The organism is Rhodococcus globerulus (genome assembly GCF_019334125.1).
Lineage (GTDB): Bacteria > Actinomycetota > Actinomycetes > Mycobacteriales > Mycobacteriaceae > Rhodococcus_F > Rhodococcus_F globerula.
Window position 1 is genome coordinate 1,787,026 of sequence record NZ_CP079698.1, and the last position, 16,637, is coordinate 1,803,662.

The following is a 16,637-nucleotide window of genomic DNA, read 5'->3' on the forward strand; positions in this document are numbered from 1 at the left end:
GCCGCCGACGTCTTCAGCAGGTTTGAACACGCTGTCGGTGGGCAGGTGCACTATGGATACGTGACCGACGTCCTCGAAAAGTTCTCGCCCGCGACACGAGAATGGTTCGACGGTGCCTTCAGCGCCCCAACACCGGCTCAACTCGGCGCGTGGGAATCCATAGCAAGCGGCGCGCACACCCTCGTCGTTGCGCCTACCGGTTCCGGCAAGACGCTGTCCGCTTTTCTGTGGGCACTCGATCAGTTGGCTTCGCGGGACGAGGGTCACCGCACCACCAAGGTCCTGTACATCTCACCGCTCAAGGCACTCGGCGTGGATGTCGAACGCAACCTCCGCGCTCCGCTTGTCGGCATCACTCAAACCGCCAAACGCCTCGGTCTCACTCCGCCCGAGATCACGGTCGGCGTCCGCTCCGGTGACACCTCCCCCGCCGATCGACGCTCGTTGATCAAAAGGCCGCCGGACATCCTGATCACTACCCCGGAATCGCTGTTCCTGATGCTCACCTCCGCCGCCCGCGAGACGTTGGCCGGGGTCGACACCGTCATCGTCGACGAGGTCCACGCCGTAGCCGGGACCAAACGCGGCTCGCATCTCGCACTCTCGCTGGAGCGTCTCGACGCATTACTCGAGTCCCCCGCGCAGCGCATCGGTTTGTCCGCCACCGTCCGCCCCCACGAAGAAGTCGGGCGGTTCCTTTCCGGGTCCGCGCCCATCAGGATCGTCGCGCCGCCGGCCGCCAAGACCTTCGACCTCACCGTCCGCGTTCCCGTGGAGGACATGACCGAATTGGGCATCGCGACACCGGCAGACGGATCAGAATCTCCGACGCCCCAAGCGGGCTCCATCTGGCCGCACGTCGAAGAGCAGATAGTCGATCTTGTTCTCGAACACCGCTCATCCATAGTGTTCGCCAACTCCCGGCGCCTCGCCGAGCGTTTGACGGCTCGGCTCAACGAAATCCACGCCGAACGCACCGGTGTTGTGGTCGAAAAAATGCCGAAGCCGCCGTCACAAATCGGCACGCCCACCGAAGTCAATTTCGGTGCCGAACCACTGCTCGCGCGCGCCCACCACGGCTCGGTCAGCAAGGATCAGCGCGCCATCATCGAAGACGACCTGAAATCCGGGCGACTGCGGTGCGTCGTCGCGACAAGCAGCCTCGAACTCGGAATCGACATGGGCGCAGTTGATCTGGTTATCCAAGTCGAGGCGCCGCCATCGGTTGCGAGCGGACTCCAACGCGTCGGCCGGGCCGGACACCAGGTCGGCGAAATCTCCCGAGGCGTGGTGTTTCCGAAACATCGAACCGATCTCATTCACTGCGCCGTCACCGTCGAGCGCATGGTCGAAGGCAAGATCGAAGCGATGGCCGTTCCTGCCAATCCGCTCGACATTCTGGCCCAGCAGACGGTGGCCGCAACGGCACTCGAACCGATCGACGTCGACGACTGGTTCGACACTGTCCGCCGAAGTGGTTCGTTTGCAACACTTCCCCGCTCCGCGTACGAGTCCACCCTCGATCTGCTGGCCGGTCGGTACCCCTCGGACGAGTTTGCCGAACTGCGTCCACGCCTGGTGTGGGATCGCGAGGCCAACACACTCACCGGACGCCCGGGGGCTCAGCGTCTGGCTGTCACTTCGGGCGGCGCAATCCCCGACCGCGGCCTTTTCACTGTCTACATGGTCGGCGAAAAAGCCTCCCGAGTCGGCGAACTCGACGAGGAAATGGTCTACGAATCCCGAGTCGGCGACGTGTTCGCCCTGGGCGCGACCAGCTGGCGGATCGAGGAAATCACGTTCGACCGCGTTCTGGTCAGCCCCGCCTACGGACAACCGGGGCGCCTCCCGTTCTGGCACGGCGACGGTCTTGGGCGCCCAGCGGAACTCGGCCAGGCTCTCGGTCAGTTCGTCCGTGAAACTGCGCTCGGCAACGAGGCCGACGTGATCGAGCGCTGCCGCATCGGCGGCCTGGACCACAACGCCACCACCAACCTGATCCAACTGGTGGGCGAGCAGAAAAACGCGACCGGGCAGGTACCGTCGGATCGAACGTTGGTGGTCGAACGCTTCCGCGACGAACTCGGCGATTGGCGTCTGGTCCTGCACTCCCCGTACGGGCAACGGGTGCACGCTCCGTGGGCACTTGCCATCGGCGCACGGCTGCAGGAACGGTACGGCGTGGATTCCAGCCCCACTGCCTCCGACGACGGCATCATCATCCGTCTCCCCGATACCGAGAACGACCCTCCCGGCGCCGAACTCTTTGCGTTCGATGTCGAGGACATCGAAGATCTGGTCACCCAGGAGGTTGGCGGGTCTGCACTGTTTGCCTCACGGTTTCGTGAATGTGCCGCTCGCGCACTGCTTCTTCCCCGCCGAAATCCCGGCAAGCGTGCGCCGCTGTGGCAGCAGCGTCAACGCAGCGCCCAGCTCCTGGACGTGGCACGCAAGTTTCCCACGTTCCCCATCCTGCTCGAGACCGTGCGCGAATGTCTCCAGGACGTCTACGACCTGCCGGCGCTCATGGAATTACTCGGAAAGATCGCCAAACGCCAGATCCGCATCGTTGATGTCGAGACGGCGTCACCATCCCCGTTTGCCAGTGCGCTGCTGTTCAGCTACGTCGGCGCCTTCATGTACGAGGGTGACAGCCCGCTCGCCGAAAGACGGGCGGCAGCACTGTCTCTCGACTCCACACTGCTCGCCGAACTGTTGGGCCGCGTCGAATTGCGGGAACTGCTCGACGGCGGTGTCATCGAGCAAGCCGAGCGCGAGCTGCAACGACTGGTGCCGGAGCGCAAGGCAAAAGACCTCGAGGGTGTTGCTGATCTGCTGCGCATGCTCGGCCCACTCACGACGGCGGAGGTGACCGCGCGTTCCCTCGAAGATCCGCGATCGTGGCTCGACACCCTGGTGACGGACAAACGCGCCCTACATGTTTCGTTTGCCGGGCAACAATGGTGGACGGCAATCGAAGACTCCGCCCGCTTGCGCGACGGCCTCGGCGTACCCCTACCCATCGGCGTGCCCGCCGCATTCATCGAACCGGTGGATCAGCCGCTCGAGGACTTATTGAGCCGCTATGCGCGCACGCACGGACCTTTCACGCTCGCCGACGCGGCCGCCAGATTCGGCATCGGCGTATCGGTGGCTCGCGATGTTCTCGGCCGTCTTGCCTTGGAGAAGCGGGTACTCGAGGGTGAATTCCGCCCCGGATCGGCTGGGAGCGAATGGTGCGACGCCGAGGTTCTCCGGCGATTGCGTCGACGCTCACTCGCTGCTGCCCGGGCGGATGTGGAACCCGTCAGCACCGCCACTCTGGGCCGCTTCCTCCCCAGCTGGCAGCATGTCGGCGGCACTCTCCGCGGTATCGACGGCGTTGCCGCCGTCGTCGATCAGCTTGCCGGAGTTCCGATTCCGGCGTCGGCGCTCGAATCGCTGATCCTGCCGAGTCGAATCCCTGACTATTCACCGGCCATGCTCGACGAACTGACTTCGACCGGCGAAGTCCTGTGGTCTGGGTCCGGAGCCATCTCGGCCAAGGACGGTTGGGTTGTCCTGCACCCGGCGGATCTTGCCCCGGCGACTCTCAATCCACCTGCTGACACCGATGTCTCGGACTTGCAGCAGCAAGCCCTCGACGTCCTGACCGCTGGTGGCGCCTACTTCTTCCGTCAATTGGCCGAAGCACTCGACAATCCGGAAGACGGCGCGCTCACGACCGCACTGTGGGAATTGGTGTGGCTCGGACACATCGGCAACGACACCCTTGCTCCACTTCGTGCTCTGCTATCCGACACCACTCGAACCACAACCAGCCACCGCGCTCCGAGGCGTGTTCCGCGGGCCCGTCCGTATCGAGGAATGATGCGTCCGGCGGTGCCCGCGCGCACCGGACCGGCCACCGCCGCCGGACGCTGGTTTCTGCTACCTGCTGCCGAACCCGATCCAACGGTGCGGGCACACGCGACTGCGGACCTCCTGCTCGAACGCTACGGAGTTGTCACCCGCGGCAGCGTGGTGAGTGAGAACGTCCCCGGCGGATTTGCGTTGATCTACAAGGTGCTCAGTACTTTCGAGGACAACGGCCGGGCAAGACGGGGATACTTCGTCGACACTTTGGGCGGCGCGCAGTTCTCCACGCCTGCGGTCGTGGATCGTCTGCGCACGTTCGGGGAATCCATCGAGGGTCGCCATACCCCTTCTGCCACCGTCACCCTTGCTGCGTGCGACCCCGCCAATCCGTATGGAGCGGCGCTCCCATGGCCGGCATCGAACGCCGAAGAATCACCCGGACACCGACCCGGGCGGAAGGCCGGCGCGCTGGTCGTTCTCGTCGAGGGAGAACTGGTGCTCTATGTCGAACGTGGTGGTCGAACCATCCTGACGTTCACCGACGACCCCGGCGTACTCCGAACGGCAGCAACGTCTCTGGCCCAGATAGTGAAGAACCGATCAGTCGAGAAGATCGTCGTCGAGAAGGTGAACGGCGAAACCATCCACGGCAACAACTTTGCGCCGGTCTTGGTCGAAGCCGGTTTTGCCGCCACCCCACGCGGCTTCAGGCTGAGATCGTGAAGGGTGCTCACTGATGCCCGAAGGCGATACCGTCTGGCGGACGGCCAATGCACTTCGCACGGCACTGAACGGCAAGGTACTCACCACGTGCGACGTGCGTGTCCCGCGATATGCCACCGTCAATCTGACCGGCACACGAGTCGACTCCGTAGTCAGCCGAGGAAAGCACCTGTTGATCCGAGTCGGCGACGCCTCCGTCCACACCCATCTGAAGATGGAAGGCGCGTGGCAGATCTACGCACCAGGTGAGCGGTGGCATCGCCCCGCCCATCAGGCGCGCATTATCCTGGCGACCGAAGATGCTGTTGCCGTGGGGTTTTCGCTCGGCATCACCGAAATCCTCGATCGCAACCAGGAAGACTCCGTCGTCGAACATCTTGGGCCGGATCTCCTCGGCCCGGATTGGGACAGTGCTGTTGCGGAGGAAAATCTGCGCGGCGCGGGCTCCGAACCGATCGGCGTTGCGCTCCTCGATCAACGGGTCATGGCTGGACTCGGCAATGTGTATCGCAATGAAATCTGTTTTCTCCGTGGGCTTCATCCACGCACACCGACAGACCGGGTTCCGGATCTCGCGGCCGTAGTCGATCTGTCGCACCGCATTGTCGGTGCCAACAAATCACGTCACGTTCGGGTGACCACCGGCGATACTCGTCCCGGGAGGCAGACGTGGGTGTACGGCCGCCGCGGAAAGCCATGTCGGCGTTGCGGAACGCGAATCCGCGAGGAACTGCTCGGACCCGACCAGCTCACCGAACGACAGATATTCTTCTGCCCTTCCTGCCAACCGCTTACGCGCGATTAGCTTTTGTCAACAAACGGACGCAGTGCGCGACAAAGCGATCGCGGCTTACGTCGATTGTGCCGTCGAGGTATCCGATGAACAGGGTGAACAGTGCACCCACCAATCCCACCGCGGTCAGCTGCTTCTCCACCGGATCAGTGATTTCGGAGAGCTGTGCATAGACGAGGTCCACAAAAGCCGGCATCGATTCGATTCCGCGGCCTCCGAGCACCGGTTCGGAGAGCGGAGCGATCAACAGCACTCTACCCATCGCGGGATCGTCGACCATCAACTTCACGAACGTGTCAACCGCTGCGGTGGCAATCGCTTCGGATCCGGACTCTGTAGCTACTGCTGCCGCGAGTGCGGTTTGGGCGCGCTCCGAAACATATGAGTGGACCGACACCACGTACTGATCGCGATCGGTGAAGCTCTCGTAGAAGTACCGTTCCGTCAGTCCCGCAGCCTTACATACTGCCCGGACATTGACGGCAGGACCGTCCACTGCGCCCAGTAGTGTCACGCCGACATCGAACAGCGCTGCCTTCCGTGCTGCACGCCGTTCCTCGATACCCACTACCCTGCTCCGATTCCTTGACTACTGATGTTGTCGATCCTAATCTGACAACATGCGTAGTCAAAGTGATGACGTACCCACACCAACACCGCTTGGGCCCGATTCCTTGACCTGGAAGTATTTCGGCGATTGGCGAGGCATGCTTCAGGGCGTGTGGGCAGGTTCTATGCAGAACATGCATCCAGGACTCGGGGCCGGCGTCGAGGAGCATTCGCAGTTCTTCGACGAGCGCTGGGAACGCCTCTACCGATCGCTCTACCCCATCGCCGGAGTTGTCTTCGACGGCGACAGAGCCCAGGAAACCGCTGAACAGGTACGCGGCTACCACACCACGATCAAGGGCGTCGACAAGCTGGGTCGGCGCTACCACGCCCTCGACCCGGACACCTTCTACTGGGCACACGCGACCTTCTTCATGGGCACAATCGTGACGGCGGAGAACTTTTCCGGCGGCCTCACCGAAGCACAGAAACGGCAACTCTTCACCGAGCACATCCAGTGGTATCGCCTCTACGGCATGAGCATGCGGCCCGTCCCCGAAACGTGGGAGGCATTCCAAGAGTATTGGGATCACATGTGCCGCAACATTCTCGAGGACAACAAGGCCACGCGTGATGTGCTCGACCTCTCCGGCCTGGGCAAGCCGCCATTCATGACGTGGCTACCCGAGCCGATCTGGAGGCTCGCACGCATTCCCGTCGCACGAGGCTTTGTGTGGCTGACCGTCGGTATGTACGACCAGCCGGTTCGCGATCTTCTCGGATACTCGTGGAGCGCGCGCGAGACGAGGATTCACACAGCTGTCGGCAAGACCGTCAACGCGGTCTTCCACCTTGTCCCGTGGCGCTACCGTTATCAACCGCGCGCCCGCGCGGGCTGGGACCGAGCCACGGGCAGGACGGCGCCCGATGCGCCACTCGTTCACACACCGGCCCGCAACCTGCCTCCCGCAACGCGCCGTGACAGTCCGATGCACTACAGCCCAAATGCCTGATCTGCCATAATCAAGCGATGCCGCGGAGCCTACGTACCCTGCTCAATCGCCCGATTACCGCCCGCGGTCGCCACCTCGGGCAGGAGCGCATTGCCGCCCGGACCACCGCCTACGTGTACGGCAATATCTTGGCTCTGGCCGCTCTGATTCCGGTCACCCAATCTCAGGAATCGCTCGGCGTCGCCATCGTCATCGGCACGGCCCTGTCGACGTATATCGCGCATACTTTCGCCGAGGGCGTCGGCGAGAGTATTCGCAATGATCGAGAACTCACGACTGCGGAGAGAATCGAAGCTCTTCGTGATTCCGTGCCCATCCTGACCTCGGCCGTGGTTCCGATCGTCATTCTGGCAACCGCCTGGTTCAACCTTCTCGAGCCGCGGACCGCGCAATTGATTGCGGAATTTGTGTTGGTGCTCCGTATCGGTTCCACGAGTTACGTCATCAGCTATCTCCGCGGCGAAAAAGTCGGCACAGCAACTCATGTCGCGGCGTTCGGTCTCGCTGCGGTAGCGACGTTGATCGTCGCCATCAAAATCGTGCTGACTCACTGACTTCGCGCGTGCTTTATGAGAACGTCATCGCACTCATCCGACAATAGCTACTGCGCCCCCGCGATCCGATATACATAACGCAGACAATTCACTCTTCATGACGGATCCGGAGAACCTGCCGATATGAACGCCCCACAACCGCCAGATCCGTGGGATTCTCAACCACAGTGGGACTCCCAACCACAGCGGGATTCACAGCCACCGAAAGATCCACCGCCACCACAAACACCGGCGTGGGTGTGGGTTCTTCTCGGTGCCGGGGTAGCTGCGATCGTTGTGGTTGTTGGGCTTGTCTGGGTGCGGCCGATGCTCTTCGACGCAGAGACGAATCAATCCGCACGATCTTCGACTCAGCTCAACACAACGGCATCTACAACAACTACACCCACCACAGAATCTTCTCCCACCACAACGTCGGCAGCTGCTCGAACCACTACCTCCGCGCCGTCGTCCGGCACAGCTGTCCCAGCAAACGCAACGCGCTGCGGACCCGTGTTTTCCAACAACGAATTGCCGAACTCCGCGACCGGCAGCAAAGCCACGTCATGCGAGTTCGCCGAAGAAGTTCGGTATCAGTACGTCAGTCAAAGCAAACGAAATGCGACAGTGTCGATCAACGCTGTCAGCCCCGTCACCAATACTCGCTATTCGATGAGTTGCACCGGAAAGAAAGTTGTCACCTGCACTGGCGGTAACAACGCAATCGTCTACCTCTTTTAGTAGATACGGCTCTTTTAGTAGATGAGGCGGCGAATTCAGAATGGCGGTGGGTCGTCGCCATGGTCGACAGGTTTGTGGGGCACGCGCTTTCGGGGTGTGGAGATCGGGAACGTTTGCCGGCGTTTCCGATCCGCGTGTTGTGCTGTTCGGTGCTGAATCTTGACACGCCGGAGCTTCCGCTCACCTCGGATGCGGGCAGCTTTGTTCTCCAGTCGTGTTCGTCGCGGTTTGCCGCCTTCCGGTGGCGGCGGTTCCTGTTGGCTGGCGAGTAGTCCGGCAGCTCTGGTGCGGTAGCAATGGCCCGTCTGCGAGGTCAGGGTAATGCTGCGATCCGGGTTCGGGTCCAGTTGCCACTTGCCGGAGTGCTTGAGGCGGTGATGGTTGCGGCAGAACGCACTCAGATTCGACGCGACCGTCTTCCCACCGCTCGCAGGGTCCGCGTGGTTGAACGGGTCGTTGTGGTCGAGGTCGCAATTCCAGGCCGGGACATCGCAGTGCGGCCATTGGCAGCTTCCCGCGATGACCCGCAACCACCGATCGAGTGTCGCCCCGGGACGGTACACCGATGCCGACGCGGGCTCATATGTCGGTTCGGGATCTGCGGGTACGCGGACTTCTTTTATCGTGGCGTCTTTTGCGATGTCGCGGGCATGTTCGGCGCTGATCACTCCGTACCCGTCGAGGTGAGCGGGTTCGTCGCTGCCGGGAGTGTGGCTGCCGGCGAAGGTGGATTCGTGCATCACGACATGAACGAGTGGCCGGCGAATGATGACCATGCCGCTGCGATCTTGCGGGCAATCGGTGCGGTCGCAGTCGCACACCAACACCGTCGAACCACTCACCAAAGCGCCCAACGCATCCGCTCGGCGCTGCTCATACGTACGGGAATCACGGCGGCACACCGACATCGCCAACTCCCGCAACCGGCCGTCGAACGCCCGAGCCTGCTCCGCCGGGATACTGCCCAAGATGCGGGCCATCCCGTCCTCGGCGGCACTGACTCCGACAAACCTGTCGGCGAGGGCGCGGCGTCGTCGTTCCCGCATCCCTTCCGGATCGACGCGGGCTACGATCCGGTCGATCGCCGCCGTCAACCGCCGACCCGTCAAACCGATACCACCGTCCACGGGTGGAGCCAACACCTGCTCGAGCAACAAGCGTTCGACCTCGTCGATCAACCCGTCGCTGACATTCGCCGTCGCGGACTCGATCAACCCCACCCGGTAGAAGTCGAGTTCGCCGCGGGCCATCGCCGCCCGCGTGCGATGCAACCGCGTCTTCAAAGCAAAACCCAACCCGATGAGCTTCCCGGCAGCAGCGCGCCCCACCGTCAGGACCGCACCGACCTCGGATTCGGCCAACTCGTGCGCCGACGACGTCCACGTGCCACCCTCGACGTGCTCGGCGCTGCGGCGGGTGAAGAACTCCGCCACCACGGCCAGTTTTCGCTCGACCAACATCGCTTCACACGAATGCAACTGGGCCATCAAATCAACCAGGGCGCAATCAGTTTCGGTACCACTCAGCTGCGCCGAGATACCGAAACTTCCCACCCCCGGATCGAACATGCTTTCACCGTAATCGAATTCCTGTTCGAATTCGAGAGCTCCTCGAAATCAGTCGGAAAAGTCCGATAAGTGAAAAATGCCCCACGAACCGCACACAGTTAAAACAGCTACACGCGGTCCGCCACCTCGACTACCGGCTCGAGGATCTCCACCCGTGATTCCGGTGCCGCTGCCCTCAGTGCGTCCGCTGCTTCATCGTCGGGCTGAGCCTGTGATTCCACTTCGGCCTTCACCCGAGCGCGGTAGGTGTCAACCTCACGATCGACGGCCTCGGCATCCCAACCCAGCACTGGGGCAACAAGTTCCGCGACTTGCTGGGCGCAGTTGACGCCGCGGTGCGGGTACTCGATCGCAATGCGCGTGCGCCGCGCCAAGATGTCGTCCAGATGCAGTGCCCCTTCTGCGGCCGCGGCATACACTGCCTCAACCTGAAGGTAATCGGGCGCATCGGTGATGGGCTGCAACAACTCCGGAGTTGTGCGACCTAATTCCAACACTTCGGTGATCAAGGAACCGTACCGGTCGAGGAGATGCTTGACGCGGTACGGATGCAGACCGTACGTCTCACCCAACTGCATGGTCTGATTGACCAACGCAAAGTATCCGTCGGCGCCCACGAGCGGCACCTTCTCGGTGATCGACGACGCAACTCGCGCCGGAATGTCCTCGGACGCAACGTCAACCGCATCCTCCGCCATGACGCGGTACGTGGTGTACTTTCCGCCTGCAATGGCAACGAGGCCCGGAGCAACCCGGGCAACGGCATGCTCACGCGACAGTTTCGACGTCTCGTCGCTCTCGCCGGCCAGCAGCGGACGAAGGCCGGCGTACACACCGTCGATGTCGGCGTGCGTCAAAGGCGTCACGAGCACCGAGTTGACGTGTCCGAGAATGTAGTCGATATCGGCCTTGGTTGCGGCTGGGTGCGCGAGGTCGAGATTCCAATCCGTGTCCGTAGTTCCGATGATCCAGTGGTTGCCCCACGGAATCACGAACAGCACAGATTTTTCGGTGCGCAGGATGATCGCCGCTTCACTGACGATGCGGTCACGAGGAACGACGATGTGCACGCCCTTCGACGCCCGAACCCGGAACCTGCCACGCTGACGCGACAGTGCTTGGATCTCGTCGGTCCACACGCCCGTCGCGTTGATGACGACGTGTCCCTTGACCTCGGCGGTCCGTCCGTCTTCACAGTCACGAACACGGACACCCGACACTCGATCTGCTTCGCGTAGGAAGCCGACAACCTGCGTCGACGTCCGGACCACAGCGCCGTAATGCGCCGCCGTCCGCGCGACGGTCATGGTGTGACGGGCGTCGTCGACCACTGTGTCGTAGTACTGGATTCCGCCGGTCAGCGAACTGCGCTTGAGGCTCGGCGACATACGCAGTGCCCCGGCTCGCGTCAGGTGCTTCTGCGAGGGCACCGATTTGGCCCCGCCCATCCGGTCGTACAGGAAGATTCCGGCTGCCATGTACGGGCGTTCCCAGACGCGGTGAGCCAGCGGGAACAGAAACTTGAGCGGCTTGACCAGGTGCGGCGCCAGTGTCGTCAGAGAGAGCTCACGCTCGCGTAATGCCTCACGGACCAACCCGAATTCCAGCTGTTCCAGATAGCGCAGACCGCCGTGGAACATCTTCGATGATCGGGAAGACGTGCCAGACGCGTAGTCACGAGCCTCGACCAACGCGACTTTGAGTCCACGCGTTGCGGCGTCGAGCGCTGTGCCGACACCCACGACGCCGCCACCGACGACGATAACGTCGAACTGTTCACTCTGAAGCTGCTCCCAGGCAGCTTCTCGCTGCTGTGGGCCGAGAAACTGCACACCCTGCTGCTTACTCAACCCGTATCTCCTGTAAGTCGACGACGAATTCGCATCCAGGCTAGTAGCTTCATGCTCATACTGCGACAGCGCACGAACCAAGGAGACATGTGAACCAGTACATCGCCGCCATCGACCAAGGCACCACGTCGAGCCGATGCATGATCTTCGACCACGACGGTGCTGTTGTCAGCGTTGCCCAGAAGGAACACGAACAGATCTTCCCGCAAGCCGGCTGGGTCGAACACGATCCGGTGGCGCTGTGGATGAACACCCGCGAAGTGGTGGCAGGTGCACTTGCCAAAGCCGACCTCACCCGCGCGGACATCGCGGCCGTCGGAATCACGAATCAACGTGAGACAACGGTGGTCTGGGAGCGAAAGACCGGCAAACCTGTCTACAACGCCATTGTCTGGCAGGACACGCGCACCGATCAGCTGTGCCAGGAACTCGGTGGCGACGCCGGGCCGGAAAAGTACCGCGCCCAGACCGGGTTGCCGTTGTCGACGTATTTCTCGGGCCCGAAAATCCGGTGGATTCTCGACAACGTCGACGGGGCGCGCGCGAAGGCAGAAGCCGGCGAATTGTGCTTCGGCACCATCGACACGTGGATTTTGTGGCACCTCACCGAGGGGCAGCACGTGACAGATGTCACCAATGCGTCACGCACAATGCTGATGGATCTGGAGACTTTGCAGTGGGACGAGTCCATCTGCGCGGATTTCGGCATTCCGATGTCGATGCTTCCGGAAATCCGCAGTTCTTCCGAGATCTACGGCAAGGGTCGACCTCGGGGCAACCTGGCCGGCGTTCCGGTCGCGGGCATTCTCGGAGACCAGCAAGCAGCCACGTTCGGTCAGGCCTGTCTGTCGGTGGGTGAAGCAAAAAACACCTACGGCACCGGCAACTTCCTTCTCCTCAATACCGGTACCACTCCGGTCCACAGCAAGCACGGCCTCCTGACCACTCTCTGCTACAAACTGGGCGACGCCCCAGCGGTCTATGCCCTGGAAGGTTCTGTTGCCGTATCGGGATCACTGGTCCAGTGGCTGCGTGACAACCTCGGGATCATTCAGAATGCCAAGGACATCGAGGCCCTCGCTGCCACCGTCGACGACAACGGCGGCGCCTACATCGTCCCTGCCTTCTCCGGTCTCTTCGCGCCGCGCTGGCGTCCCGATGCTCGCGGAGTCATCGTCGGACTGACCCGCTTCGTGAACAAGGGTCATCTGGCCCGGGCAGCACTCGAAGCCACCGCGTATCAAACCCGTGAGGTCATCGACGCCATGCGCGCCGATTCCGGCGTCGAACTCTCCGCCCTCAAGGTCGACGGAGGCATGGTTGTCAACGAGACCCTGATGCAGTTCCAGTCCGACATTCTCGGAGTGCCGGTCATCCGTCCCGTTGTCAACGAGACGACCGCGTTGGGCGCTGCCTACGCTGCCGGTTTGGCCGTCGGCTACTGGTCCGATACCGACGACATCCGCCGCAATTGGGCCGTCGGCAAGACGTGGGAGCCCGACATGGAAGAGTCCGAGCGCGCCCGCCTGTACGCGGAGTGGAACAAGGCCGTCGAACGCACGTACAACTGGTCCGATTAGTCGGGTTCGGTGGGGCGCCGCACGCCCCACCGAAATCCGCTCCAACTGTTCACCTGCGCGCAATTACGAGTACAGCGTTCTCGTAATTCCGATACAGACACCGATGGTTTCGTAACAGGCGTCAAACTCCCCCGCCTTTTCGGAAGGTCCATCATGCGTGCTCGAGTCGGTATCGCCGTCGCGTTGACTGCCGTCGCTTCACTCGCCCTGTCCTCGTGCTCCACCGAATCCGAAGCCTCGTCTGCGGATTCGAATCAAATCATTTTTGCCACGCCTCCCGGCACCGATGACGTCAAAGAGCTCGCCATCATGACCGATGTCGCCGACATGGTGGGAACCGCGACCGGCAAAACCGTCAAACACGAGTCGCCGGCGGACTACCTCGGCGTCGTCGAGGCTGTTCGGAACGGATTTGTCGACATAGCCGTCCTCAGCCCCTTCTCGGCCGCCCTCGCATTCAAGACGGGAAGCGTCGAGCCCATCCTTGCCTGGAACGGGGCACCCGATCCAGCGTCGTACTGTCTGGCCAAGTCCGACAGCACAATTCAATCCGTCACCGACATCAAGGGACATCAGGTCGCCTTTGTCGATCCGGGATCGACCACTGGCTACTTCATGCCGAAGGCAATGATGGCCGAGGCAGGACTCGCCGACGGAACCGACTACAAGAGCACCTTTGCCGGCGGACACGACTCTGCGGTTCTCGCATTGATGAACGGGAACGTCGACGTTGCCTGCACCGCGCGCCAGCTCTATACGTCGTTCGTAGCCGGTGGCATGTTCACCGCCGACGACGTCCGGATCGTCGGCCAAAGCGCACCCATCCCGGTTGGTGTTTCCATTGTCGCCCGCAGCGGCCTCGATTCCGAGACTCGTGACGCGATCAAGGACAAGCTCCCGGCAATGCTCTCGGCGAATCCCGAAGCATCGAAGATCCTGGGCGTTGGCGGCACGTACACCGCCGATCCCGACTTCTCGGTGTACGAACCGTTGGTCACGATCGCGGAAGCTGCCGGAGTCGACCTGGACAACATCCGATGACAGCGCCGGTAATTCGCCCGCCGCGCTCGTCCATAGTTTCGCCGCCGGTGGTCGCTGGACGCAACATCCGAGTCACGTTCGGCGACAACATCGCCCTCGACGGCGTCGACCTCACCGTTCGCCCCGGTGAAGTAGTCGGTTTGCTCGGCCACTCGGGATCCGGCAAATCGACATTGATGAAGACACTGACCCGCCTCACCGACTTCACCGCCGACGAATTGACAGTTGCCGGCCGAGACGTCGCGCAGCAGAACGGTTCCGACTTACGTTCTCTGCGTTCGGATGTCGGCTACGTCTTTCAGCACTTCAATCTGGTGCCGCGACTGAGCGCCCTGACCAACGTCTTGACCGGCGGTCTGTACGACGCCGGTGCGGTCAACCTGATCGGCGGATTCGGACGCACCCAACGCGTCGAGGCTCTCGAACTATTGCGCCGAGTCGGATTGGAAGGCAAAGCATCTCAGCAGAGCCGGACACTCAGCGGCGGTGAGCAGCAACGGGTAGCGATCGCGCGCACTCTGATGCAACACCCGAAACTGATCCTCGCCGACGAACCCGTCGCCTCCCTCGATCCACGACTTGCCGGAACCATCCTCACCTTGCTGAGGGAGATTGCCCGCGAACGTCAGGTTCCGGTGATCGTCAGCCTTCACGTCGTCGGCCTCGCGAGAAAGTACACCGATCGCGTCATCGGCCTGCGGGACGGACGCATCGTATTCAACAGCCGTGCAGAAGAACTCAACGAAGAGGCGGTGAGCACGATCTATGGTGAACATGCAGACATCATCGAGCAGTAAGCGCGAACAGACGCAGGCTATGTCGAAGGAAGCCGAACGCCTCGCCAAACCGTGGCGTCTACCCTCCCCTCGCAGCGGGGTCGGTCTGATCGTCATTGCAGTGGTCCTCGCGTGGTCGTTTGCCGGCGCAGACGCCGACCCCGCGCGCCTGGTTTCCGGTGTACCCAACATGGTTGATTTTGTCTCGCGACTGTTCCCGCCGACTTTCGACAAGTTCGACGTCATCGTCACCCTGCTGATCGAAACGCTCCAGATGGCAATTGTCGGAACGCTGGTAGGCGCGGTTCTGTCACTGATCCTCAGTTTCGGTGCGGCATCGAACATCGCCCCGAAGTGGCTCTACGGCATATCCCGGGCGATCCTGAACGTCTTGCGCTCGATCCCCGAACTCATCTACGCCCTGATGTTCGTCTCCGCTGTGGGCCTCGGCCCGTTTGCCGGTGTGCTTGCCATCGTGGTCGGCTCCCTCGGCTCGATCAGCAAGATCTACGCCGAGGCGATGGAATCGGTCGATCAAGGTCCACTCGATGCCTTGAGTTCCGCGGGAGCCGACAAACGGCAGATCATCGCCTACGGAGTTCTGCCGCAAGCAGCACCCCTGCTTGTCAGCTACACCCTGCTCCTCTTCGAGGGAAATGTCCGCGGTGCAACAATTCTCGGTCTCGTCGGTGCCGGTGGTATCGGTTTGGAACTCACCACGGCCATGCGCATGTACGACTACGGGCACCTGAGCACCATCATTCTGAGCATCATCGTGCTCGTCACCGTCATCGACCGAATCAGCGCGATGATCCGCGCCCGACTGAGCTGAGAAAAACCATGACCAACGTACTCTCGTCCCCCGAACTGCTCGACCCGGTGAACCTGCGCGATCTTGCCGCGGTGCCAGTGGCAAGCGGATACATTCGCGAATCTGTCGCCTTCCGCAGCGACGACGTCTCACACCTGTCGACGGAATACGCCGATTCACTGTGGAACAGGGGAATCCGCACGGTGATCGATCTACGGTCCCCTGGCGAAGCGGCACACACCGGGCGCGGCCCACTCGCTGCTCACGCTATCGCCTATCACCACATTCCACTCGTCGCCGAGGTCGCCGCTCCCGCCGCCATGAATCAGGCGCTGCCACAGGTAACCACTCCCGATCACGTCGGCCAGTGGTATGCGGACCTTCTGGAATCCGCGGCACCTCAACTCGCGACAGGTCTGACCGTCCTCGCCCTGAGCCCCGGCGGAACCGTATTCCACTGCGCCGCAGGCAAGGACCGCACGGGGGTGTTTGCAGCGGCGCTGCTCAGTGCAGTCGGCGCGGACGCCGACGCCATCGCAGACGACTACGCCCGCACCTCGGCTGAGCTACCCCGCCTGCATGCGCGGGTCCAGATGATCATGGGCGGCTTCCTACCGTTCGACTTCGACGCCGGCAGCATGCCCAGTGGCGCCATGATGGGCGCCGAGCGTACCTCCATGACCGTCATGCAGCGCACACTCGTGCGGCGCCACGGGGACGTTCTGGCGCCGTTGCGTGCGGCCGGACTCAGCCAGGAAATGGTTGCGCTCTTGCGCACGAAAATGCTTGCAACACAGTGAT

The 16,637-nt window shown here is 62.3% G+C and carries 13 protein-coding genes; 9 read left to right on the forward strand and 4 right to left on the reverse strand.

Features of this window, described 5'->3' with window-relative positions; genetic code table 11:
- Positions 1-60: 60 nt before the first annotated feature.
- Positions 61-4,581 carry an ATP-dependent helicase gene (locus tag KYT97_RS08060; RefSeq protein ID WP_219112023.1) on the forward strand — a complete coding sequence of 1,507 codons (4,521 nt, stop codon included), beginning with the start codon at positions 61-63 and terminating at the stop codon, positions 4,579-4,581.
- Positions 4,582-4,594: 13 nt separating this feature from the next.
- Entirely contained in the window at positions 4,595-5,386 is a 792-nt protein-coding gene (locus KYT97_RS08065; protein WP_219112024.1) for a DNA-formamidopyrimidine glycosylase family protein, read from the forward strand.
- On the opposite strand, the gene KYT97_RS08070 is transcribed toward KYT97_RS08065, so the two are convergent.
- The gene (locus KYT97_RS08070) at positions 5,373-5,942 is read right to left on the reverse strand and encodes a TetR/AcrR family transcriptional regulator (RefSeq protein ID WP_033231249.1); all 570 of its coding nucleotides are present in this window, start codon (positions 5,940-5,942) and stop codon (positions 5,373-5,375) included. The genes KYT97_RS08065 and KYT97_RS08070 overlap by 14 nt on opposite strands.
- Before the next feature lie 52 nt (positions 5,943-5,994).
- Here KYT97_RS08070 and KYT97_RS08075 point away from each other — a divergent pair, with 52 nt between their 5' ends.
- Positions 5,995-6,936 carry an oxygenase MpaB family protein gene (locus tag KYT97_RS08075; protein ID WP_219112025.1) on the forward strand — a complete coding sequence of 314 codons (942 nt, stop codon included), beginning with the start codon at positions 5,995-5,997 and terminating at the stop codon, positions 6,934-6,936.
- A gap of 17 nt (positions 6,937-6,953) precedes the next feature.
- A complete protein-coding gene (locus tag KYT97_RS08080; RefSeq protein WP_033231251.1) occupies positions 6,954-7,490 on the forward strand; it encodes a hypothetical protein in 537 nt (178 codons plus the stop codon).
- Between the two features lie 350 nt (positions 7,491-7,840).
- Here the strand turns inward: KYT97_RS08080 and KYT97_RS08085 are convergent, their stop codons facing one another.
- The 3 genes from KYT97_RS08085 to KYT97_RS08095 form a co-directional block, all read right to left on the reverse strand.
- Entirely contained in the window at positions 7,841-8,032 is a 192-nt protein-coding gene (locus KYT97_RS08085; protein ID WP_155276672.1) for a hypothetical protein, read from the reverse strand.
- A gap of 213 nt (positions 8,033-8,245) precedes the next feature.
- Positions 8,246-9,778: an HNH endonuclease signature motif containing protein gene (locus KYT97_RS08090; protein WP_219112026.1), complete on the reverse strand. Its 1,533-nt coding sequence runs from the start codon at positions 9,776-9,778 to the stop codon at positions 8,246-8,248.
- Positions 9,779-9,885: 107 nt separating this feature from the next.
- Positions 9,886-11,628 carry a glycerol-3-phosphate dehydrogenase/oxidase gene (locus tag KYT97_RS08095; RefSeq protein ID WP_033231254.1) on the reverse strand — a complete coding sequence of 581 codons (1,743 nt, stop codon included), beginning with the start codon at positions 11,626-11,628 and terminating at the stop codon, positions 9,886-9,888.
- Positions 11,629-11,717: 89 nt separating this feature from the next.
- Between KYT97_RS08095 and glpK the strand changes: the two genes are divergently transcribed.
- From glpK to KYT97_RS08120, 5 genes are all read left to right on the forward strand, one after another.
- Complete coding sequence (glpK, locus tag KYT97_RS08100) at positions 11,718-13,208, forward strand: glycerol kinase GlpK (protein ID WP_033231255.1); 1,491 nt, start codon at positions 11,718-11,720, stop codon at positions 13,206-13,208.
- Between the two features lie 153 nt (positions 13,209-13,361).
- Positions 13,362-14,249 (forward strand): phosphate/phosphite/phosphonate ABC transporter substrate-binding protein, encoded by an 888-nt coding sequence (gene phnD, locus KYT97_RS08105; protein ID WP_219112027.1) that lies wholly within the window; start codon positions 13,362-13,364, stop codon positions 14,247-14,249.
- A complete protein-coding gene (gene phnC, locus KYT97_RS08110; RefSeq protein WP_219112028.1) occupies positions 14,246-15,046 on the forward strand; it encodes a phosphonate ABC transporter ATP-binding protein in 801 nt (266 codons plus the stop codon). The genes phnD and phnC overlap by 4 nt, the downstream gene beginning before the upstream one ends.
- Positions 15,024-15,857 (forward strand): phosphonate ABC transporter, permease protein PhnE, encoded by an 834-nt coding sequence (phnE, locus tag KYT97_RS08115; RefSeq protein WP_033231257.1) that lies wholly within the window; start codon positions 15,024-15,026, stop codon positions 15,855-15,857. The genes phnC and phnE overlap by 23 nt, the downstream gene beginning before the upstream one ends.
- 8 nt (positions 15,858-15,865) lie before the next feature.
- The gene (locus tag KYT97_RS08120; protein WP_219112029.1) at positions 15,866-16,636 is read left to right on the forward strand and encodes a tyrosine-protein phosphatase; all 771 of its coding nucleotides are present in this window, start codon (positions 15,866-15,868) and stop codon (positions 16,634-16,636) included.
- Position 16,637 lies beyond the last annotated feature (1 nt).

Coding starts and splice junctions, on each gene's coding strand:
- KYT97_RS08065 (WP_219112024.1), top strand. CDS start 4,595: ATGCCCGAAGGCGATACCGTCTGGCGGACGGCCAATGCACTTCGCACG.
- KYT97_RS08075 (WP_219112025.1), top strand. CDS start 5,995: ATGCGTAGTCAAAGTGATGACGTACCCACACCAACACCGCTTGGGCCC.
- KYT97_RS08080 (WP_033231251.1), top strand. CDS start 6,954: ATGCCGCGGAGCCTACGTACCCTGCTCAATCGCCCGATTACCGCCCGC.
- KYT97_RS08090 (WP_219112026.1), bottom strand. CDS start 9,778: ATGTTCGATCCGGGGGTGGGAAGTTTCGGTATCTCGGCGCAGCTGAGT.
- phnD (WP_219112027.1), top strand. CDS start 13,362: ATGCGTGCTCGAGTCGGTATCGCCGTCGCGTTGACTGCCGTCGCTTCA.
- phnC (WP_219112028.1), top strand. CDS start 14,246: ATGACAGCGCCGGTAATTCGCCCGCCGCGCTCGTCCATAGTTTCGCCG.
- phnE (WP_033231257.1), top strand. CDS start 15,024: ATGCAGACATCATCGAGCAGTAAGCGCGAACAGACGCAGGCTATGTCG.
- KYT97_RS08120 (WP_219112029.1), top strand. CDS start 15,866: ATGACCAACGTACTCTCGTCCCCCGAACTGCTCGACCCGGTGAACCTG.